This window comes from Rickettsiella massiliensis 20B, assembly GCF_000257395.1.
GTDB lineage: Bacteria > Pseudomonadota > Gammaproteobacteria > Diplorickettsiales > Diplorickettsiaceae > Diplorickettsia > Diplorickettsia massiliensis.
This window is the reverse complement of sequence record NZ_AJGC01000001.1, coordinates 759,090-780,334: the sequence shown is the minus strand read 5'-3', so window position 1 is coordinate 780,334 and position 21,245 is coordinate 759,090. Positions and strand designations below refer to the sequence as shown.

At 43.1% G+C, this 21,245-nt stretch carries 27 protein-coding genes and 2 pseudogenes; 13 read left to right on the top strand and 16 right to left on the bottom strand.

Features of this window, described 5'->3' with window-relative positions:
- Positions 1-13: 13 nt before the first annotated feature.
- The 11 genes and pseudogenes from S3O_RS0104605 to S3O_RS20650 all read right to left on the bottom strand — a co-directional run bounded on the left by S3O_RS0104605 (position 14) and on the right by S3O_RS20650 (position 8,313).
- Positions 14-1,558: a tetratricopeptide repeat protein gene (locus tag S3O_RS0104605; RefSeq protein WP_010597901.1), complete on the bottom strand. Its 1,545-nt coding sequence runs from the start codon at positions 1,556-1,558 to the stop codon at positions 14-16.
- Positions 1,559-1,723: 165 nt separating this feature from the next.
- Positions 1,724-2,020, bottom strand: coding sequence for a SixA phosphatase family protein (locus S3O_RS11415; RefSeq protein ID WP_010597900.1), 297 nt, complete (start codon positions 2,018-2,020; stop codon positions 1,724-1,726).
- Between the two features lie 9 nt (positions 2,021-2,029).
- Positions 2,030-2,221 (bottom strand): hemimethylated DNA-binding YccV-like domain-containing protein, encoded by a 192-nt coding sequence (locus S3O_RS19565; RefSeq protein WP_268869414.1) that lies wholly within the window; start codon positions 2,219-2,221, stop codon positions 2,030-2,032.
- The gene (hspQ, locus tag S3O_RS19560) at positions 2,142-2,348 is read right to left on the bottom strand and encodes a heat shock protein HspQ (RefSeq protein ID WP_010597898.1); all 207 of its coding nucleotides are present in this window, start codon (positions 2,346-2,348) and stop codon (positions 2,142-2,144) included. Before hspQ ends, S3O_RS19565 begins: the two co-directional genes overlap by 80 nt.
- 10 nt (positions 2,349-2,358) lie before the next feature.
- Complete coding sequence (gene xth / locus S3O_RS0104590) at positions 2,359-3,144, bottom strand: exodeoxyribonuclease III (protein WP_010597897.1); 786 nt, start codon at positions 3,142-3,144, stop codon at positions 2,359-2,361.
- Entirely contained in the window at positions 3,137-4,231 is a 1,095-nt protein-coding gene (locus S3O_RS0104585) for a cation diffusion facilitator family transporter (RefSeq protein ID WP_010597896.1), read from the bottom strand. Before S3O_RS0104585 ends, xth begins: the two co-directional genes overlap by 8 nt.
- A 2-nt stretch (positions 4,232-4,233) precedes the next feature.
- The gene (locus S3O_RS0104580; protein ID WP_010597895.1) at positions 4,234-4,545 is read right to left on the bottom strand and encodes a sulfurtransferase TusA family protein; all 312 of its coding nucleotides are present in this window, start codon (positions 4,543-4,545) and stop codon (positions 4,234-4,236) included.
- A 66-nt stretch (positions 4,546-4,611) separates the two neighbouring features.
- Complete coding sequence (locus S3O_RS0104575; RefSeq protein ID WP_010597894.1) at positions 4,612-5,649, bottom strand: tRNA (5-methylaminomethyl-2-thiouridylate)-methyltransferase; 1,038 nt, start codon at positions 5,647-5,649, stop codon at positions 4,612-4,614.
- Positions 5,650-5,671: 22 nt separating this feature from the next.
- Positions 5,672-6,843 (bottom strand): annotated as a pseudogene (locus S3O_RS13805) (trans-sulfuration enzyme family protein).
- A 3-nt stretch (positions 6,844-6,846) separates the two neighbouring features.
- Positions 6,847-8,019 carry an aspartate aminotransferase family protein gene (locus tag S3O_RS0104565; protein WP_010597891.1) on the bottom strand — a complete coding sequence of 391 codons (1,173 nt, stop codon included), beginning with the start codon at positions 8,017-8,019 and terminating at the stop codon, positions 6,847-6,849.
- Positions 8,020-8,040: 21 nt separating this feature from the next.
- A complete protein-coding gene (locus tag S3O_RS20650; protein WP_456238850.1) occupies positions 8,041-8,313 on the bottom strand; it encodes a superoxide dismutase in 273 nt (90 codons plus the stop codon).
- Between S3O_RS20650 and S3O_RS20645 the strand changes: the two genes are divergently transcribed.
- Positions 8,237-8,395 (top strand): hypothetical protein, encoded by a 159-nt coding sequence (locus tag S3O_RS20645; protein WP_456238847.1) that lies wholly within the window; start codon positions 8,237-8,239, stop codon positions 8,393-8,395. The two genes, S3O_RS20650 and S3O_RS20645, sit on opposite strands and share 77 nt — an antisense overlap.
- Here the strand turns inward: S3O_RS20645 and S3O_RS20640 are convergent.
- Positions 8,372-8,551: a superoxide dismutase gene (locus S3O_RS20640; protein ID WP_010597889.1), complete on the bottom strand. Its 180-nt coding sequence runs from the start codon at positions 8,549-8,551 to the stop codon at positions 8,372-8,374. The genes S3O_RS20645 and S3O_RS20640 overlap by 24 nt on opposite strands.
- Positions 8,552-8,679: 128 nt before the next feature.
- Here S3O_RS20640 and grxD point away from each other — a divergent pair, with 128 nt between their 5' ends.
- The 8 genes and pseudogenes from grxD (at position 8,680) to coaBC (ending at position 15,182) form a co-directional block, all read left to right on the top strand.
- Entirely contained in the window at positions 8,680-8,997 is a 318-nt protein-coding gene (gene grxD / locus S3O_RS0104545; RefSeq protein ID WP_010597888.1) for a Grx4 family monothiol glutaredoxin, read from the top strand.
- 631 nt (positions 8,998-9,628) lie between these two features.
- The gene (locus tag S3O_RS0104540; protein WP_010597887.1) at positions 9,629-10,753 is read left to right on the top strand and encodes an LbtU family siderophore porin; all 1,125 of its coding nucleotides are present in this window, start codon (positions 9,629-9,631) and stop codon (positions 10,751-10,753) included.
- Positions 10,732-10,992: a hypothetical protein gene (locus tag S3O_RS0104535; protein WP_156792745.1), complete on the top strand. Its 261-nt coding sequence runs from the start codon at positions 10,732-10,734 to the stop codon at positions 10,990-10,992. Before S3O_RS0104540 ends, S3O_RS0104535 begins: the two co-directional genes overlap by 22 nt.
- Positions 10,993-11,439: 447 nt before the next feature.
- Positions 11,440-12,048: a TerC family protein gene (locus S3O_RS13795; RefSeq protein WP_010597885.1), complete on the top strand. Its 609-nt coding sequence runs from the start codon at positions 11,440-11,442 to the stop codon at positions 12,046-12,048.
- A complete protein-coding gene (locus S3O_RS18740; RefSeq protein WP_235776163.1) occupies positions 12,027-12,176 on the top strand; it encodes a molecular chaperone DnaJ in 150 nt (49 codons plus the stop codon). Before S3O_RS13795 ends, S3O_RS18740 begins: the two co-directional genes overlap by 22 nt.
- A 129-nt stretch (positions 12,177-12,305) precedes the next feature.
- Complete coding sequence (locus S3O_RS0104525; RefSeq protein ID WP_010597882.1) at positions 12,306-13,565, top strand: LbtU family siderophore porin; 1,260 nt, start codon at positions 12,306-12,308, stop codon at positions 13,563-13,565.
- Positions 13,566-13,652: 87 nt separating this feature from the next.
- A complete protein-coding gene (locus S3O_RS0104520) occupies positions 13,653-13,853 on the top strand; it encodes a hypothetical protein (protein WP_156792744.1) in 201 nt (66 codons plus the stop codon).
- Positions 13,854-13,962: 109 nt separating this feature from the next.
- Positions 13,963-15,182: pseudogene (gene coaBC / locus S3O_RS13790) on the top strand (bifunctional phosphopantothenoylcysteine decarboxylase/phosphopantothenate--cysteine ligase CoaBC).
- Between the two features lie 51 nt (positions 15,183-15,233).
- Here the strand turns inward: coaBC and S3O_RS18735 are convergent.
- Positions 15,234-15,620, bottom strand: coding sequence for a PDZ domain-containing protein (locus tag S3O_RS18735; protein ID WP_010597878.1), 387 nt, complete (start codon positions 15,618-15,620; stop codon positions 15,234-15,236).
- Between the two features lie 52 nt (positions 15,621-15,672).
- Entirely contained in the window at positions 15,673-16,389 is a 717-nt protein-coding gene (locus S3O_RS18730) for a trypsin-like peptidase domain-containing protein (protein ID WP_010597877.1), read from the bottom strand.
- 103 nt (positions 16,390-16,492) lie between these two features.
- Between S3O_RS18730 and S3O_RS17750 the strand changes: the two genes are divergently transcribed.
- The 4 genes from S3O_RS17750 to S3O_RS19550 all read left to right on the top strand — a co-directional run bounded on the left by S3O_RS17750 (position 16,493) and on the right by S3O_RS19550 (position 18,470).
- Positions 16,493-16,654 carry a hypothetical protein gene (locus tag S3O_RS17750; protein WP_192805881.1) on the top strand — a complete coding sequence of 54 codons (162 nt, stop codon included), beginning with the start codon at positions 16,493-16,495 and terminating at the stop codon, positions 16,652-16,654.
- The gene (gene coq7 / locus S3O_RS0104505) at positions 16,632-17,264 is read left to right on the top strand and encodes a 2-polyprenyl-3-methyl-6-methoxy-1,4-benzoquinone monooxygenase (RefSeq protein ID WP_010597875.1); all 633 of its coding nucleotides are present in this window, start codon (positions 16,632-16,634) and stop codon (positions 17,262-17,264) included. The genes S3O_RS17750 and coq7 overlap by 23 nt, the downstream gene beginning before the upstream one ends.
- 137 nt (positions 17,265-17,401) lie before the next feature.
- Positions 17,402-18,175, top strand: a complete 774-nt coding sequence (locus tag S3O_RS19555) for a mechanosensitive ion channel family protein (protein WP_192805880.1) — start codon at positions 17,402-17,404, stop codon at positions 18,173-18,175.
- Entirely contained in the window at positions 18,123-18,470 is a 348-nt protein-coding gene (locus S3O_RS19550) for a mechanosensitive ion channel (RefSeq protein WP_268869413.1), read from the top strand. Before S3O_RS19555 ends, S3O_RS19550 begins: the two co-directional genes overlap by 53 nt.
- A 61-nt stretch (positions 18,471-18,531) precedes the next feature.
- Here S3O_RS19550 and rpsT read toward each other — a convergent pair whose 3' ends face one another.
- Positions 18,532-18,819: a 30S ribosomal protein S20 gene (rpsT, locus tag S3O_RS0104490; protein ID WP_010597872.1), complete on the bottom strand. Its 288-nt coding sequence runs from the start codon at positions 18,817-18,819 to the stop codon at positions 18,532-18,534.
- A gap of 225 nt (positions 18,820-19,044) precedes the next feature.
- A complete protein-coding gene (gene mrdA / locus S3O_RS0104485; protein ID WP_010597871.1) occupies positions 19,045-21,108 on the bottom strand; it encodes a penicillin-binding protein 2 in 2,064 nt (687 codons plus the stop codon).
- Positions 21,109-21,245: the final 137 nt, after the last annotated feature.

Genomic DNA, 21,245 nt, shown 5'->3' with positions numbered 1-21,245 from the left:
CCGGGCTTTATTTTTAAGCCTTTTTACGCGTAATAAATACGGTGTGGTTCACTAATGTTTCTTTTTGATAACGGCCATGGAGTGCTATTTTGGCGAGACAGGTTAACCCACATTGTTCAATGATACGTTCCAGTGCGTGATCGCCATGTTGATAGCGTCCATTCCTCTGCAAATAAAAATCAGTATTGGGATCGTCCGCGGTTTCGGTTGAAAAAGTAAAAAGACCATCTTCGGTTAAGTGTTGATGGATCGATTGAAAAAGGGGTTGTAATTGACCGAAATAAACGAAGGTATCTACACATAAAATAATATCGAATAGGTCGGGCAACGAATCTAAAGCCAGGCAAATGTCTTGTTGAATCAGCTGATCGTAACATTTTTTCAGACGCGCTTGCGCTAACATGGCTTCTGAAGCATCGATCCCGGTAAGGGTTTTTGCGATGGAACGAAACGGTAACCCACTCAATCCCGTGCCACAGCCGAGATCTAAAATCGTATAATCTTGTCGGGTGAGATAGGGATTGAGTTGTGCGTAGAGTTGTTCCGGTAGTTGATAACACAGTACCGTTTGTAAATGGTGATCAAAGTGACCCGCGTAGCCATCAAACAGATGTTGAATATATTCAAGAGGGGCTTGTTGAGGGGCGGTTTTTTGATTCAGTGCCTCAAACAGATAACGTGCAATCGGGTGATTAGGTTCCGCCTCAAGCAAGATTTGATACTGTTGCCGCGCCGCATCACGATCTTCAAGTTTAAGATAAATCGCGGCTAAGTTACAGCGCGCATCGCGATGCGCGGGATTGGCATTTAAAATAGTTTGTAGATCTTTCTGGGCGGCTATTAATTGTCCACTTAACATTTGTGCGTACGCCCGATGGTACAGCGCTTCGTGATCCGTTGGTGTTAAATTTAATAATAACGAATAATGCCAAATCGCTTCTTTATATTGACCGGATTTTAAAAATAAGGCCGCTAGGTTGTTTCGTGCTTCACTGTGTTTGGGATCGCGTTCTAATGCTTGTTGAAAACAGTGTGCGGCTTTATCTGGTTGATTTTCGCGAAGCCATAAAACGCCATAATTGTTATGTAATTCGACCGAATCGGGATCAAGTTGCAACAGCTGTTGGTAATGAGGATGAATTTTGGAGTAATTTTCAGTTTTCCAATACAAGGCCGCACATTGCCAATGCGCAGGAATAAACTGTGAGTCAACGGTCAATGTGCTCAAGAAAGCGTGCAGATTGTGCTCTGCTAAGTAGGTTAATCCTAAATTAAAAAGCGCCTCCGGGTAATTTTCTTTGTGAGCCAGTGCCGTTTGTAAGAGCTGTTTTGCACGTTCTGTTTCATTTTGAGCTAAAAGCAGGACGGCGTAACTATTATAAATTTCTGGATTGTTAGGATCTGGATGCGCAGCCAGGCGAGCGAGACCTTGTAACGCAGGGAGCGACTGAGGATCGTGTTTTAATATTTGTTGGTAAAGATATTCAGCCTCTGCGAGACGATGTTCTCGGTGGGCAGTAAAGGCTTTGGCAAACAGTATTTCAATCGGATTCGGCATAGGGTGTGAGTAAGAAAAGCAATTTACCCGGTATGTTTGCGAGTTGACGCCAATCTGTTAATGCGAAGGCCAGTTTTACAATATTGGCAGGTGCTAAAACAGCTTGCGCTAACTCCTGACAAAAATGCTGTGTGAGCCAGCTTAAATTGGGATTATGTCCAATAATCAGCGGCTAAAGCGCTGTAAAATCATTTCTTCATCCCCCGAATACAGTACAGGTTCTAACGTAATGATTTTTGGGTCAAGTTCTAAGATATCACAAAGAATCGCTGCGGTTTGCTGGGTGCGTTGCGCGGGACTACACAAAATAACATCAGGGGGAGTCACTTGTTGAGTTTTGAGTTGCCGAGCGACATCACTGGCTTGTGCACGACCAAAGGCACTTAGATCGCGTTCTTGATCAGACTGACCGTTCATTTTTTCACAAGCGGTGGCGTGACGAATTAATGTTAAGGTTTTCATAACTTACTTTTAATTACTCGAGTGACGAGAGTGGTAAGTTCCATCCTTAAACTCATCGAAGAAATATTCTAACTCCGGATGTTCAATCGGATCCACTGTATTATCTTTCACCAAATTGATTTCAGCCGCGTACGCGTGATGGACCGAGCCATGCACAAGAAGGTGGTAACGGTTGATTTTTCGGGGGGCTACCCGGTGCATTTTGTTGATACCAGGCTTCGTCACCGCGGAAGTCGGCATCCGCATCGACGATCACACCGCGATAGCCAAACAGATTATGTTGGACAATATCGCCAATTCCAAAACGTGCTTTAATAGTTTCTGCCATAGTTAAAAGCCTAGTTGATATTTTCATAAGTTGCTATGACCGGAACATGATCGGAAGGTTGTTCCCATGAACGCGGCGCTTTGTCGATTTCACAGCGTATACAACGTGAACTTAAATGAAGAGTGCTTAAAATATGGTCAATTCTTAACCCATGATTACGGCGAAAGGCGGCGGCGCGATAATCCCACCAGCTATAATGATTGGCTTCGGGATGAAATAAACGAAATGTATCCACTAACCCAAGATCAATGAGTTGTTGAAAAGCCTGACGTTCCGGTTGGCTAACCAAGACATGCCCTGCCCAACGGCTGGGATCATAAACATCTCGATCTTCGGGAGCAATATTAAAATCACCGACGACAATAACAGAACGTTGAGTTGCTAATTCTTTAGCAAGATAGTCTTGTAATTGTGCTAACCAAGCGAGTTTATATTCGTATTTTTCTGAATCCAGGCTCGCTCCATTAGGGACATAAAGATTCAACACACGGAGTGGGCCGAGGGTCGCGATTAAAAGACGACGTTGCGTATCGGTAAATCCAGGAAATGAAGTTTCGACTTGCTGGATAGGAAATCGACTTAAAATAGCGACACCGTTATAACTTTTTTGACCGCTAAAGCACACTTCATAACCGGCGTCACGCAGTGCGGCGATCGGAAAATCTTGATCGGTGACTTTGGTTTCCTGTAAAGCTAAAACATCCGGTTGATGGGTGACCAGCCATTTAAGAACATGTTGTAGCCGGACACGAAGTGAATTCACATTCCACGTGGCGATGGTCACCGTATTATTCATGAGGCGTATAGTAAAAAAGTTGAATGGTTTGGATAAAAGGACAACGTTCTTTAATTTGATCAAGTTTTGTTTGCAAATCAGTTTGAATACAAAAATGGAGAGGTAAACGTAATTCTATGAGAATATGGCCTTCTCGGTAATGGATCAAGGCTTGCTGAATGGCGGTTTCAGGAATCAAACCTTTCCAGGCCTGTTCAAGTAAGGGTTGTAAGGTCGTGCGACTGGGTAGGTTTTGATTCAAATGACTCACTTGATCGTCTTCGGTGTCAATGTGTACCGTGACGTCGTGTACCTGAGGGAAATGCGTCATCAACTGCGCCTCAACCGATTGACTAATATGATGTCCTTCGGAAACGCTTAAGGTTGGGTCAACTAACACATGGACATCACAAAAAATATTACCCGCTACGGACCGGGTTCGAAACTGATGAAGGGCTTTGACGCCAGGTAGCGATAAAATAAATTGTTGTAACCGCTCACTTTCTTCTGCTGTGAGTGCCGTGTCGACGAGCTCTTGCATGCTTTGCCAACCAAACAGTGCTGCAAGGGCATCGAGTTTGGGAAAGCCGATCCATGCCCCGATAACTCCGATGGCTACGGCAAATGAAGCCGCCGAATCACTGCGATGATGCCAGGCATTACTTAACAGTAATTTAGAGTGAATCTGCTGGGCAACGTGTTTGGTCCAAAAATACAGTATTTCATTACAAAGAATCGATAACAGAGCAACGATGAGCACATAGTGCGCGGGGACGGCGACCACTTCCTTGGAGAAGAAAGTTTTGCCGGCATCGACAAAAATAGCGAGTGCTGCCGCAACAAGGACAAACGCCAACATCACTGTCGCGGCGGTTTCGATACGACCGTGACCATAAGGGTGATCATCATCCGCCGCTTTACTACCAAATTTTGAGGCGACAATCACCACCCCATCGACCAAGAGATCACTGAGCGAATGCAGGCCATCCGCCAGTAAAGCATGCGAGTGTCCACTGAGCCCAAAGATAATTTTAAATCCAGTCAGTAAAGCATTTTTGATTCCGCCCCAAAGCCCAACTGTGCGGGCACGACGATAACGTTTATTCATGTCTAAGCTTCACCTATTTGGACGGTAATGAAAATATCAGGGGGTTCACTATGACGCGCTAGAATTTGATGGCCGTGTAGTCGGCACCACGCAGCAATGTCGGCCAAGCTACCCTTATCAGAGAATACGACCTTTAAACAATCACCCGGCGTTAATTGTTGGACACGTTCTTGGACACGAATCACCGGCAAGGGACAAAGTAACCGCCGCGCATCTAACCATAAGTTAGGTTTAGTTATCCGAGAAGGTGCCATCGAATTCATTTTTTTTGTCGATAAACAGGCAGGCAACACGGTTTTGGAGGCGTCATTCATTGTTAAATTAACCCGCTAAGCATTCCTGAAGATACGTTATCAAAAATCGACCGCAGTTGCTATAAGTTAATCATTATCAGCAATATACCATTCTTTACAAATTTCATTGGTAGAAAAGGGGTAAACTTCTAACGTGGAGGTGTGTTTGGATCCAAATTGGACGCGGAACGTCACCAGCTCTTCCACCTTAGCTTGTGTGAAACGCGCCGCAATCCGCCCGATCCAAGGTAATTCCTCGTTTTTAAACGTACCCTCGATTAAGGTCAGGGAACCGGAATGGCTAAGCGGAGTGAGTGAAGGAATCTGATATTGATAACGTTCCAAAAAAGTATTTTCACTTTCATCACGACCGATAATCAGTTTGAAATGTGGAGCAGGACGAAGATGACGTCCTGCCTTGAGTAAAATAATGTCATCGAAGTCATAATCGCGTTCACCTCGATGTGTCCACAGATCACGTAGCTTTTGGGTATAATGCCGATTCGTTAAAAAGCAACATCCTCCGGCCGGTTGTGAATAGTCACTAAAGCCAAAACGTTTGGCTAACGCCATTTGTGGGGCGCGACTTCGTCCAGATAAAGCACATAATTTTTCACGATCAATCCAGCCTTCTTGTTCTGGACGAGTCGGTGCTAAGTAGCGCGCACATAACGCCAGTAAATCTTCAGCATGCGACGCTTTCGCCACGATAGGCATATTCTTTTTGAGTTGTGATTTAGGACGTTGACCGATGACTTCACCAGTAATAATGAAATCAAAGCCGTGTTTTTCCATCCAATGTTTGGCTTGGCCGACCATGAAAATTTTACAATCTAAACACGGATTGAGATGCGCGCCATAACCGTATTTTGGATTGAGGACGATTTGTTTATATTCTTCAACAATATCGATGAAATGGAGTTTAATTCCAAGTTGTTCGGCGACCCATAATGCACTGTGGTGTTTACGGGTACCCGTAGGATTACGCATCGCTTGGGTATGATTTTCGACACAAAATCCAGTATAGAAATTGAGGCCTTCGACATAAATCCCTTGCTCTTGGATTAAGCGCGCCGCTAACATGGAATCTAAACCACCTGAAATGAGCGCGACGGCTTTTTTCATGAGATGAACCTTTATTTATTATTTAGAAATTAAGAGCCTGTGTTAAATCTGCTAGTAAATCGGCGCACGCTTCAATACCGACCGACAAGCGAATCAGGCCATCACTAATTCCTAATTGTAATCGGGTTTCAAGTGGAACCGAAGCGTGTGTCATGATAGCTGGGTGATCGACTAAACTTTCAACGCCGCCTAAACTTTCAGCGAGCGTGAACAACTGACAACGTGATAAGAATAGACGTGCCTCAGCTAAACCACCTTTTAACAAGAAGCTGACCATGCCGCTGGTCCCGGCGGCCATTTGTTTTTGAGCAAGCTCATATTGGGGATGTGAGGGGAGGCCGGGATAATAGACACGTTGTACTTGCGGATGTTGTTCCAAAAAACAGCAATTTGCGCCGCATTAGCACAATGTCGTTCCATCCGTAAAGCCAGTGTTTTTAAACCACGGAGCGCTAAAAAGCTATCAAATGGACCTTGAATTGCACCGGTCGCATTTTGTAAGTAACGTATTTGCTCGATGAGTTCAGGATGTTCACCGACCACGACGATACCGCCGACCATGTCTGAATGACCGTTTAAATATTTTGTGGCCGAATGCACCACTAAATCGCATCCTAACTCTAATGGACGCTGTATCCACGGCGTGGCAAACGTATTGTCCACAACCGTCCATAAATTGTGTTGTTTTGCAATCTGCGCGACTTGCTGAATATCCACTAATTTAAGTAACGGGTTGGTCGGCGATTCAATCCAAACTAATTTTGTTTCAGGGCGAATGTGTGCGCGTAACAATTCGGGTTGTGTAAAATCAACAAAAGAAAAATGTAAGCCGGCGGAACGTCGTTTCACTTGATTAAATAGACGAAAGGTTCCTCCGTATAAATCATCCATGGCAATGACGTGGTCGCCCGGACTTAACAGCTCCATGATGGTATTGATCGCTGCTAAACCGGAGGCAAACGCAAAACCCGCTTGCCCACTTTCTAAATCGGCGATGCAGCGTTCATAAGCAAAACGTGTCGGATTATGTGATCGTGAATATTCAAACCCCTGATGTTCCCCTGGGCTTTTCTGCGTATAGGTCGATGTGGCATAAATTGGCGTCATCACCGCACCGGTACTCGGATCAGGTGTTTGTCCGGCATGAATTGTACGTGTTGCAAATTGTTGTTTGAGGGATGAAGGTGTTTTCATAAGTTATTCTAGTTCGTTAATCGCCGCAGTTAAGCGGCTGACAATTAAATCTAAATGTTCTTCTTGGAGAATTAATGCCGGCAAAAGGCGTATGGTGCGATCAGAGACCACATTAAATAATAGGCGATGTTGCAAGCCAATCTTGGGTAATTCACGGCAAGGTCGGTCGAGTTCAATGCCGATCATCAGTCCTTTTCCACGGAGTGCGACGATTCTCGGATGTTGGCCGAGCTTTTCTTGTAGTGTTTGCATGAGTTGTGTGCCCATTTGTTGGGCATGCGCGACAAGAGATTGCTTTTCTAGGGTTTCAAGGACAGTTAGAGCGACGGCGCAGCCTAACGGGCTGCCCGCAAACGTTGAGCCATGTTTACCGACTGTAAATAAACCATTTGCTTTTCCACGGGTTAGGTAAGCACCGATTGGGAACCCATTCCCTAAGGTTTTCGCAACGGTGACAATATCCGGTAAAATTCCATAATGTTGATAAGCAAACCACGCCCCGGTTCGACCCAGCCCGGTTTGAATTTCATCGGCGATGAGGAGCCAATCGTGTTCATCACAATAGTAACGAATCGCCTCAAAAAAATCAGCGTTGACTTCACGAATCCCACCATCACCTTGAATCGGCTCTAACATAATGCCAATAATACGATCGCTTTGTGTGGCAATGACTCGTTTTAGTGCGCTCAAATCATTGAAAGGAATATGGACAAACCCCTCTAACAACGGTTCGAAGCCCTGTTGTAAGCGCGCACTTCCCGAGGCACTTAATGTGCCCATTGTTCGTCCATGAAAACTTTTTTCCATGGTAATGAGTAATGGACGATCAATGCCACGCTGATGGGCATAAAGTCGTGCTAATTTTAAAGCCGCTTCATTGGCTTCGGCACCGGAGTTGGCATAAAACACTTCATCCATTCCTGAGAGTCGGGCTAAGGTATCCGCTAAAGGAACTTGCTCTGGGACATGATAGGTGTTTGAGGTATGGAGGAGTTTCTCGGCTTGGTCACATAACGTTTTCGTGACAGCGGGATGTGCATGACCTAACCCACAGACTGCGATGCCGGATAAAGCATCCAAATAAGCCGTGTTTTTTTCATCAAATAACCAAACCCCATCACCGCGTGTAAAGGAAATAGGGAGGCGATTCGGATAAATAGGCATTAACGCGGTCATGTTGTTTCCTTAAAATAAAGGTTATTTATTAAAATTTTGCGCAACAAATTCCCAATTGACAATCTCCCAGAACTTTTCAAGATATTGAGGACGAGCGTTCCGATAGTCAATGTAGTAGGCATGTTCCCAAACATCGCAGGTTAATAAACAGTGCTGGCCGGTTTGAAAAGGTGTATTCGCGTTACCGGTGGTTTCAATATGCAATGCGCCATCTGTTTTGCGGACCAACCAAGCCCAACCCGAACCAAATTGCCCGACAGCCGCTTGGTTGAAAGCTGTTTTAAAAGCAGAAATCGAGCCAAATGCTTGTTCAATTGCGGTGGCTAATGAGCCGGATAAAGTCGTTCAGGGGTTAAGCTTTGCCAATGGCATCTAATGAAAGCGTTGCAAATTCAGTACCGACGATCAATTCATTGAGTTTGTCTACGTAGGCTTTATGATGTTTTCCATAGTGATAATCTAAGGTTTCTTCAGAAAGCGTGGGAGCTAAGGCGTGGCGATCGTAGGCTAAATCAGGGAGTACATGCTTCATGACGAAATCCTCTTTAGATTAAAAATGCGAAATTGGCTTGCGACAGTTTAAAATTCGAGTAATCATAAGGCAAGCTTTTCAGGCATTCATTTCGCTTTATTACAATACAACGTTGCGAGGACTCTATTATGCATCCATCCACTCAGGATACCATCACTTTGATCGAACAACAGCTTGCTGAAAATACCTTGATTTTATATATGAAAGGGACGCCCGAACAACCACGCTGTGGTTTTTCAGCGCGAGTTGCACAGGTTCTGAATGCCTGCCAATTCAATTTTGCGTATGTGGATGTCTTAACCCATCCGGAAATTCGCCAAGCACTACCGCTTTATTCACAATGGCCGACTTTTCCGCAATTGTATTACCGAGGAGAGCTGATCGGTGGTTGTGATATCGTTGAAGAGTTATATAAAACAGGTAAATTAAAAGAAAAATTAACCTAGACTTGATTTTTAGTTAATTCCTTCCTGCTTTATTCGGATTAGATAGATAAAAAATATCTTTATTAAGATATTTAATTGCTTGGTGAAGCAGCTCAATCAGGTAAATGCTTATAAACGGCTTAGCGTTTGCAAAAAAGTGTTTTCCAGAGGTACCTGCTTCATTTTTAACCGTTATCTAGAAGATAAATTTAAGTTAAAAATATCAAAAAAAGATTGACATCAATCTTGGGCTTCGGTATAAGTTTCGGTGAGTGTCTCTTTATTGCGAGACATTACTTTTAGCTAACAAAATAATTCTAAATCTTTCCTAAAGCGCTAAGAGTTCTTCCCTAATAATAAATAATTAAAAATAATTGTTTTAAAATTGATCAAAAGTAAATTGTTGTGTGTAATACACAGATTTTAGAGTCGATTCATTCAAATAACAGAGATGTAAAAAACTAGGGTTGCTTAATTTTCGCTGATGATTTTTTTAATAAGGTGGGAAGGGAAATTGAACAGCCTTGGTAAGGTAATAAACAATGAAACTTGAAACAGTGGCTTAATTTTTTTTGAGCGCGACTTATTCTCATTTATCGGTGAGGCGCATGAGAAATCTGAATTAATAACCTATACAAGGAGAGAGATGAGTATGAAACTCAAGACAATGGTTGTTTCGCGGGTGACATTAGGGCTCAGCGGTCCTTTGATGGCGGCTATACAGCCATACTATATGGATACTTCGTACCAGCTGGATGTGATGCGTGATCAGATGAGCAAACTCGACGTCATCTTTAATCAAAATCAACCGGGTGGTTTTGATCAGCCTTGTGGCTGGACGTGCCGTATCAATATTAGTGGCTGGATGAATGCCGATGTTTATTTCGCTAATCATCCTCCAGTATTTGCTCAATTTATTTCAGACAATACGGTCAGTCAACTGCGCCAACAATCTATTTTGATTCCAACTGACAATCGAGCGAGCGATTTAGTGCTCAATAATGCAAACTTATTTGTCAATGCACGGGCGAATAGCTGGCTGAAAGCAACGATGAGTTTAGTTTATTCTTCTTTAACAGGTGTTATTGGTTCAACCGGTGCTTACCATATCGCTAATTCACAATTTGTGTATACACCGGTGCAAAGAGCGATGCTAGACACCGCTTATGCGATGATCGGGAATAATCAAATATCACCGGTCTATTTGCGAGTGGGTAAAGCTTATGCGCCATTTGGACAATATAAGTCTTATGCTTTTGTTCAAAGTGAAAATCGGACCCAATTTTTAACAAAAATTAATGAACCTTTGGTGGAATTTGGTTTTGTGAAATTGGATGATGGGGGTTCAACGCGACGTATTCAAAATGGAGGGGTTGATTTAAGATATAACTGGCAATTTTGCGAAGGAAATTTAAATATGGATGCAGGTTGGTTAGCTAATATTGCTAACTCAAACTTTTTATCCTCCTACTACCTCAATTACCTTGTAGCCGGTACGCTTTCTACGGGTACACTTGCTCCCGGAGTGCCTAATCAGAAAACACCGGCCTGGGATGTCAATGCAGATTTGACGATGGGGCCATTTGATATTAATGCGCACTATATTGCAACGACACGAGACTTATTGAACCCAGTCTATTCTTGGCGGTATTTTCTTACACAACTTCCAGATATAGGTCAATACAGATTGAGCCTGCACAAGGGCTTGAGAAGCCCCATGCTTGGGGTGTTGAAGCGGGGTGGACGTTCCCCGTGGTGGCGCACCAGTCACGCGTAGCATTAGGTTGGCAACAAACCACCCATTTAGCGACTTTTTTACCGACAAAACGATTCTACATTGATTATCTCGTTAATTTTGCGAAGTGGTTTGATATGGGTTTTGCACTCATTCAAGATCGAGACTATTACGAAGGTGAAGGTGCGATTTGCAGCGATGGTCGTTCTACTCCAAATGACTTTAATCAAGGCGTGCTTGTCCATCAGGGTGCTTCGGGCCATAAGTCGACATTTGGCTAAATCCGTGCGAGTATTAAATTTACATAATCTTCGGTATAACCGATTGCTTAAAGCCCGCGAATGCGGGCTTTTTATTGTTAAACAATAAAAAACAAGCAAAGACTTATTTTTCATAAAAAATTCTAATTATAGGTTCTTAAGTTTTCGAATGATGATCTAAAAATAGGTTGTCATTGCAGAGAGGTTTAACTTCCCTAACACTATATTTTCTCTGAATATAGCAAATCCATGCTTATTTTTTTATTTTATTTATCAATAGTATTTACAGATTATACAACTTTTTATTATTTTATTTTTCTGAAAATGAATTTTATGTTGAATAAACAGAGATAAAAGTCAATAAAAAACGATTAGAAATAAAAAAATGAAGAGGCTGAGGTCAAGGAGATTGCAATCAAAAGTTTATCGGGTTTATCCTAGAAGATAAATGATTCACGAGTATAAGCGATGCTTGATTTATTTCTTCTGCCGCAAACCTGGCTCAGTTTATTCACTCTCACTGCATTAGAGATTGTTTTAGGAATTGATAATCTGATTTTTATTGCGATTATTACCGCTAAATTACCGGTTGCACAGCAACATTTGGCGCGCCAGTTTGGTTTAATTCTGGCTTGTGTGACCCGCCTTTTGCTGTTAGCCAGTCTGGCCTGGTTAACACAATGGACACAAACACTCTTTACTTTATTTGATCATGGGTTCTCAATCCGGGATTTGATTTTGATTTTTGGAGGATTATTCCTGCTTGCGAAGGGAACGAGTGAATTGCACGTAAGTGTTAATCCGCCTGAAGAAGAAAATAAGCAAAAAAAATCCTCTCGTCAGCAGACTTTTTTGACCGTAATTTTACAAATTATGGTCCTAGATATTATTTTTTCTCTTGATAGCGTGATTACAGCGCTTGGTTTGGCGCAAGAATATATCGTCATGGCTTTGGCGATTATTATTTCTATTGGTTTAATGTTGTGGGCCAGTGCGCCACTGAGTCATTTCATCCATACTTACCCGAGTTTAAAGATCCTGGGGTTAAGTTTTTATTGCTTGTTGGGCTCGTTTTAATTGCCGAGGGGTTTGGCTTGCATATTCCTCGAGGATATCTCTATTTTGCGATTACTTTTTCTATTTTCGTTGAATGGCTTAATCTGCTGGCGAAACGTTGGCGAAAAGCTAAAAAACCACCGTTATAAGTGCCTTTGCACTGGATCGGTGATTTAAAGGTGTTTTTTTCATAAAAAAACAAATTCTTATTGATTTGCCAGCTATTATTTGTTAAATAGATCAATTACTCCTGCGGACTCACAAAAACAAGGTGCTTTATGTTAGGAAAAAGAATGATCCCCTATGTGGCCAGCTGCTGTTTCTTGGGATTGCAAGGGAGTGCCGCTTGGGCAACACCCTCGCTAAAAACAATGGATAGTCCTGGGAATTATACGAAAAACTTAGAAGCGCGAACTAAAAAATTAGAAACGGAATTAACGGCCTTACAGCACCAAATTACTACACTTAAAAAGAAATCACGTGTTTCCGCCGCTGCGCCGCCTTCTCGTCCGCAGCCCACTTCCGTCGAGCCAAAAATTGTGGCGAGTATCTCTCATCCTGTGTTCTTGATCGGGACACCGGTTGTCAGTTCGCCGAGTATCGGAATGACCACCGCTTATGATGGATCCGATTTAGTGGTCAATCAACCTTATATTAATGAAGGCCTCTTTTTACTTAAGCAAAGACAGCATATTCTTAACTCGATGCAATGGCCGGAACATATTTGGCCATCGGATACGCCGATTGTTAATTTCAGTGGTAAAATCGAAGCCCAATTTTTGAATGCGAATACCTTTCATCATTTGCCAAACTCGGCGGGTATCGACTTATCGGCCGCTGAATTAGACACGGAAGTGTTAGTTAACAAATGGATTACTGGCTTGATTGCGTTTGTTTACGATAATGGACCAACACCTGCTAATTCTTTCAATTTTATTGAAAATTCGAATGTGTTTGTCGACCGTGCTTTTTTAACGTTTGGTGATTTGAATACTTCTCCGTTTTATGCCAGTGTCGGTCAATTGTACGTCCCTTTTGGGCGATATTCCTCTGCCATGATTAGTGACCCACTGACCAAACTGCTTGGCAGAACAAAAGCTAGAGCGCTTTCCGTGGGCTTGATGAAGGATCTGAATCCCGAAAATAAAATCAACATGGCGGTTTTTGCTTTCAGAGGTCCTACGCAAACAGATGAGGGTAATCATAATTTGCGTAATTATGGGGCGGATATCGCTTATACTTTCACCCAACCTCGCTGGAACTTATCTTTAGGGACCAGTTATATACGTAATATAGCCGATTCAACGGGAATGCAGCATAATGGAAACGTTGATTCGACTGGTTTTGCTGGTTTTGCAACAAATAATAATACGGAGATTTTACAGCCGGTTGCCGGTTGGGATGTTCGCGGTACGCTTGGTGTCGGACCGGTTCGACTGAATGTAGAATATGTGACCGCTTTAACGGCTTTCTCTGTTGACACGCTGAGCTTTGGCCCTAAAGGAACATCAACACGGACGCTCAGCCAAACGCTTTAAGTACCGGAGTTAGGTTATGACTTTAATCTCTGTAATAAACGGAGTACTTTTGCGATCGGCTATAGTCAATCACATGAAGCGTTAGCGTTGTTGTTGCCTAAGCAACGCTATAGTGCAACGTTAAGTACTTCAATTTGGCGCAATACGATTCAAAGTATTGAGTTTCGTCATGATGTCGATTATGCAGCAACCGATGTCGCTCAGGGAGACAGCGACACGTTTACTTCGATTACTGGAACAGGAAACACAGCGAATACAATCATGCTCCAGTTTGGTTTATATTTTTAGATTAATTTCTCTTTTGAACGTGTGAAAATAGGCCTTTGCAAATTTTGTTAAAGGCCTATTTTTTTGCTAGCTGGATGACTTTTAACCTCGTTTTTGTTATCGTACGGCCATGAAAACGCTAAGCCATCGCCTTTTATTAGGCATTACAGGCAGTATTGCAGCCTATAAAACCCCTGAACTGATTCGTAAGTTTAAAGAACAACACTACGATGTCAAAGTTGTGCTTACCACCGTAGGTAAACAGTTTGTCACCCCCTTGACACTCCAAGCTGTTTCGCAAAATCCAGTATATGAGCAATGGCTGGATGCAGAATCTGAAACAGCGATGAATCATATCGAATTGGCTCGTTGGCCTGAAGCCATTTTAATTGCTCCGGCGACGGCACATTTTATTGCTAAATGTGCGCAGGGTTTTGCGGATGATTTACTCAGTACGCTTTGTCTTGCGACTCAATCTAAACTCATCATTGCTCCGGCCATGAATCGAGTGATGTGGGAAAATCCAGCGACACAAGATAACGTTCAGCGTCTTAAAGCACGTGGCTATTTATTTTTAGGACCAGACTACGGAGCACAGGCTTGTGGTGATTGGGGCGTCGGGCGTTTTCTAGATCCCTTACAGATTGTCAAAAAAATAGCACAGCTTTTGACTAAACCAGTATTAAAAAATCGTCGAGTGTTAATCACTGCTGGACCCACCCAAGAAGCATTGGATCCGGTTCGTTATCTATCCAATCGTAGTTCAGGGAAAAGGGTTTTGCTTTAGCCAAAGCAGCGATTGAGGCGGGCGCTGAGGTGACTTTAATCAGTGGGCCCGTTGCACTTTCCGCTCCTGCAGGATGTCGATTTATCCAGGTTAAAACCGCGGCCGAAATGTTTACCGCGGCCGAAGTTGAATTCAAACACCAGGATATTTTTATCAGCGCCGCTGCGGTGGCCGATTACCGAATTACACAGCCTTTTACTCAGAAAATGAAAAAATCAGGCGAGCCGTTGACGCTCACGTTAGCGCCAACGCTTGATATATTGGGTACATTGAGTCAACGCGCTGCAACGAGTCAGACTTTAATAGTCGGCTTTGCAGCGGAAACCCACAATATTATTCGTTTTGCAGAAGAAAAACGAATACGAAAAGGTGTGGATTTAATGATCGTCAATGATGTGAGCCAAAATGATATTGGTTTTGAGAGCGAACAAAATGCCGTTACGGTGCTGTCAGCGAATCAACCGGCAAGATTAATTCCTAAAACGTCAAAAGATGAATTGGCTCAGCAGTTAATTGAATTAATTGCTGAACATTTGGAACGTAAACAATTGGCCTCTCTTTAAAAAAGCGGTTATGTCATTAGAACCGCTTTTTGTTTTTTAAATCTTATCGCATTACTTGATTGCAACAAAACGCGCGCCAAACTGTGGAGAGAGTACATTCACTAATAATTCTCCTTTACTTTGACTTGCTAATGTTTTGAGTTGTTCAATATCCGTGACCGGACTTAAATTAGCTGAAGTAATAATATCTCCAAGACGGATACCCGAGTGCCAAGCCAGACTGTCTTCATCGATATCGACCACTTGGACGCCTTTAAGATGTCCACGACCATTGGCGATATAACGATCAAAATTTTGTAATGCTAAACCATACAAAAATGGATTTTCATGTTCAGCTGCTTGTTTGGTTTCAGCCGGGTCACCTAAGCGTAATTGAGCACGCATCACTTTGTGATCACGTAAAAACTGAACCGACACTTCATCTCCGACGCGCAGCATGCCCACTCTATTTTTAACTTGACCTGCGAGTGCTTGGATGATATCACCGGGTTTAAGTCCACGAGGGCTCCACCACTATTGGGTGAAAGATGTTGGCGAGCATCGGTGTCAAATCTTGAACCAAGACACCCAGCGTGCCACGACGTACTGATCCATATTGCGCTAACTGTTTCATCACTCCATAAGCCATATTAATCGGAATGGCAAAACCAATACCGATGCTTCCGGCGTTTGCACTGGAAGCCAAAATAGCGGTATTAATTCCAATTAATTGCCCGGCCGCATTAATTAAGGCGCCACCGGAATTACCCGGATTAATTGGCGCATCGGTTTGGATAAAATTCTCATAACCTTCAATACCTAATCCAGTACGTTGTAAGGCACTGACAATGCCTGAAGTGACTGTTTGGTTTAAGCCAAACGGATTTCCGATGGCGGCAACAAATTCACCTACTTTTAATTCATCTGAATTTCCAAGCGGAATCGCAGTTAAATGATCCGGAGTGATGGTCAGTAATGCGATGTCCGAGTCGGGATCGACGCCTTTGAGTTTTGCTTTAAAGACACGGCCATCACTTAACGTCACTGTAATAGTTTTTGCATTACGGATCACGTGGGCATTTGTTAAAATATAACCTTGATTGACATCGACAACGACCCCAGAACCCATACTTTCAAAATGGCGAGGGTAAGGTCGGCCTGGAACCATCGGTGGTAATTGATTGACTGGAACATCCCCCTGCGCAGAGACATTGACCACCGCAGGCATATTGAGATAAGTCGCTCACTGTTTTAGTAAACAGCGGGGCGCCCAAGGACCATGCAGTCGGGCAAGAAAAAGCCAGCGCGATGGCAAATAGGAAACTTGAAAATTGTTGAATCATTGGTTTTTTCATTGTCTTTTAGCGCTCCACGCGTTACGCTTTGATGAACAGGCCGCGCTAAGCTTAGCGTATTTATCGGCTGTATGGCAATCGAATATCCGTCTTTACAAAATAAATAGCGTATTTTATGCAACAATATTCTCTTCTTGATAAATTAATTATTTGTCTCGATAAAGCGTTGCACTTAACACAAGGACCACCGCACGCGTGTCGACCGAATCCGGCGGACTCAATGCACGAAGCGGATTTAACTCCACAGGAACGTCGTCATGCGGCGGGGTTGATGCGAATTAATCATGTGGGAGAGGTGTGTGCGCAAGCGCTTTATCAAGGACAAGCCTTGACTGCGCGTGCGATTGAAATCGAAGAAAAACTTCAACACGCGGCAAGAGAAGAAATTGATCATTTAGCCTGGTGTCAACAACGGTTGACTGAGCTGAATGCTCGCCCGAGTTATTTAAATCCGTTTTGGTATCTTGGGGCGTGGTTGATGGGTATGTGTGCAGGAATGATTAGTGATCGCACCAGCCTCGGATTTTTAGCTGAAACCGAACAACAAGTCGCTGCTCACTTGGCCAATTTAGAAAAATTGCCTCTTCAGGATAAAAAAAGTCGGGCGATTGTTGCGCAAATGCGTTTAGAAGAATTGCAACATGCGCACACGGCCGAACAAGCGGGCGCTGTGGAATTACCTATTTTTGTACGCCGTAGTATGCATTTCCTGGCTCAATTCATGAAATGGTGGGCATATCGTTTCTAAATTGTGGATAGGTACCGGGCCGCATTATGCCTTTTAGCGTGTCCAAAAATTGATTAAAATGAGCGACACGATGAGCCCCTATTGTTTGCTCTGTAACACTCAGACATATTGGACGATTCATGATAGATGTTTCTTTTTTGCAAAAACTTCAAAACTTCTTCGCACAACCCCATGTCATCAAAGCGGGAGCCGTTTTATTAGCAATGGCGGTTTGTTGTGCTATTTTATCTGTGGTTTATCGAAAACTGCGCGCTTATTTTTCTTCAGAGAAACAGCCCATATTAAGTGCATTGAGTTATGCGGTTTATAAACCGGCAATGTGCTTCTTAGTATTGTTAGGCATGACTTATTCCATTGAGTGGTTTTGTTTTGCCTGGAGCGCACGAGAAACCGATTTATTTGATTTGATTCGTCGAATTGGTTTTATTGCACTGTTTGCTTGGTTTTTACTGAATCTGATCGCTCAAGGAAAAGCACATTTTATGTTGCGAGAAGGCAGTACTTCCAAAAGTGTCGATAAGACATTTATTTGTGCAGTGAGCCAAATGACACGTATTGTGATCATCATTGCCAGCTTACTTTCGTTACTACAAGTTTTTGGTTTTAGTTTGGCTGGGGTGTTAGCGTTTGGTGGAATGGGGGGGCTGATTATTGGGTTTGCATCGAAGGATTTGTTCGCCAATATTTTTGGTAGTTTATTACTTTTTCTCGATCGGCCTTTTGCGATCGGTGATTATATTGCTTTACCCAGTTTGAAAGTAGAAGGTGAGGTCAGGGCGATTGGTTGGCGAGTATGTGAAATTTTAGCGCCGACTTGCCGGCCTATTTATGTTCCTAATGCGCTTTTTTCAAGTTTGGTTGTCGAAAATCGATCTCGTATCAATCGTCGCCGTCATTATTTTAATATTTAAGTTGCGTTATCAAGATAGACACCGAGTCGAAACAATTACTACCCAACTTCGTGAGTTGCTTTTAAAAAAAGAATCGATCGATACCGATCGGACAGTTTTAGTGAACTTGACGGAATTAACCGATACGTCATTAACGTTATTGGTCAGTGCGACCAGTCGCTTAACAATGCTCAGTGAATTTTTTGCGGAACAACAACGGTTGTATTTAGAGATATTAGCTTGTATTGAGCGCTCTGGGGCAAAATGGGCCTTCCCAGCGAGCGAGATTTATCTACATGAACACCAAAAAGAGTAAACGATACAAGACCAATAAATCTAAAAAATTAACACTTTATTGGTCTTGAAGGTAATTAAGATTAAGCCGCGTGAGCGTTTTGTGGGGTATTGAGCTTGCGGATTCGTGCAAACAGTCGGCTTTTATGGCGAGCTGCTTTGTTTTTATGAATAAACCCTTTGGTTGCCATGCGATCAATAATCGGTACTGCCACTTGATAAGCGGCTTCCGCTTCATTCGCAGCCCCTTTTTCAATGGCAATGATGACATTTTTGATATAAGTACGCATCATCGAACGATGACTCGCATTATGCTGACGGTGCTTTTCGGCTTGCCGAACACGTTTTTTTGCTTGTTTTGTATTAGCCAACTTAAAAATCCCCCTGATAAATCATCAAGTTCCAAAAAATTACGATTCTAAAAACTGGGTAGAGGGTACGATACCTTACTGACGCCAAATTTATGTATTTTGGTCAAACAGAGACAATCGCCTACTATTGACACGAGTTTAACGCGCACGCGGTTAAAATTTCACGGCTAATCATGCCGTTATCCCCTTGATTTGTCAATTACCGTCATCGGGTCTTTTGTCGACTTAATCGTCTTCATCTTCATCCTCATCTTCGTCTTCATCAAACTCCTCTTCCGTTTGTGGTTGAGGGCGTACCGTGAGCTTTTTAGTATCCAGCGTTGTGGGATTGGGTTGGGTCGATTGAGCCTTCTTTTTCTCTTGATCACCAGGCACAGAATCTGGAGTGGTCTCAGTATTCAAAGACGGCAGTGGTAGGGTATCAGGTAAGGTCGGTAAACGAGCTGGGACGATCGGTGAACGAGGAATGAGATAATAATCTAATAATTTACGTGCGACCGAAGCGGCCGGCGTGAAGCTATTTTGAATGACGATTGCAAGCGCGATTTTGGGATGATCAATGGGGGCAAACGCAATAAAAAGTGAGTTATCACGGAGCTTCACCGCAATGCTATTTTTATTATAGCGCTCATTTTTTTTCATACTAAATACTTGCGCGGTTCCGGTTTTTCCCGCCACGGTATAGGGTACGCCATAAAAAAAACGGGTCGCTGTCCCTCCGGGTACGCTAACTACGTGTTGCAAGGCATTGCGAATAAAGCTCAGTACCGGTTCGGGAGTTTCTAGATGAGCCGAGCGGCGGGGTTGTTTAAAGGTGACTTTTCCGTCCTTTGCGCGCCAATTCAAAACCACATGCGGAACCCACCCTTCGCCACCTGTCGCAATTGTGCCGACGGCAAAAGCCAGTTGCAACGGCGTAGCCAGTAAAAAACCTTGCCCGATACCGGTATTCAATGTATCCCCCGGATACCACGATTCACCATACGTTTTTTCTTTCCATTCTGGACTAGGTGCCACGCCCCCACCTTCATCGGGGAGATCGATTCCGACGGGGGTACCGAATCCAAATTTTTTTAATGTGGTATAAATCCGATCAATTCCCATTCGTAAACTTAAATTATAAAAGTAAATGTCTGAAGACACGGTTAATGCTTTGAGTAAGTCGACATTTCCATAGGCGTGATGTTGAAAATTATGATAAATCCGACCTTTTTCGTTCAGTTGAAATTCTCCGGTATCGTGCACGACAAAAGAGGGGGTAATCACTCCATCGAGTAGTGCTCCGATACTCAGAAAAGGTTTAATCGTCGACCCGGGATGATAAAAACCACGTAATGCGCGGTTATAAAGGGGATCTCCGGGCGCGGTACGTAGCACGTCATAATTTTTTTGATTGATCCCGCTGACAAAAAGATTGGGATCAAAACTGGGGTTACTCACAAAGGCTAACACTTCGCCATTGGTTGGATCCAAGGCAACAATCGCACCTTTTTGTTCGCCTAATGCTTGTTGCGCGAGTTGTTGTAAACCACTGTCTAAAGTGAGGGTGAGATCTTTACCAGGGATCGGTTGGGTTTGTTTGAGCGTTCGAACAATTTGGCCATGGACATTGGTTTCGATTTGTTGGTATCCGACCGTACCGTGTAACTGTAATTCATAGGATTTCTCAACTCCCGTTTTACCAATAAAATTGCTGGCGCTGTAGTTCACTGGGTCAACTGTTTGTAACTCCTTTTCATTGATACGTCCCATATAACCAACCGTTGCGGCGAATTCATCTCCTTTTGGATAAAAACGGATCATCTGTGCTTGGATATGAACGCCCGGAAAACGATAGCGTTCAGTCGCGAAGTGTGCCACTTCACTTTCCGACAGTTTGACTCGTAACGGGATCGGCTCAAAACGGTGATGTAGGCGACGTTGTTTTTGGAATTGCTTAAGATCTTCGGCATCGATTTTAATGATTTGTGAGAGCGCTTCAATCGTTTCGTCGAGGTGGGGGACCCGATCCGGAGTGACCATTAAATTAAAAATCGGTTTATTCTCAGCAAGTATAACGCCTTTGCGATCGTAGATTAAACCGCGATTCGGTTCAATGGGAACTAAGCCGAGTTGGTTTTGGCGTGCCAGCGTAGTATAGAGCGTTTGTTGAAAAATCTGTAAATAAATGAGTCGACCGAGCAAAAAGCCAGAAAGGAGTAATAAGATTAAAAAAAGAAGAAAGAGTCGCTTTCTAAATAGACCATATTCCTGACGAGAATTTTTAAAGGTGTGGATAGGTTTTAGCATCCGGAGCGTCGCCAAGCAATCTTAGAAAACATTAAAAGGTACCATGTAAGTAATTAACTGACATACTGGGCGATATCACCTGCGGCATAATAATCGTACACGTTGACGGAGTGTTCATACGCTCCCTAAATAATTCG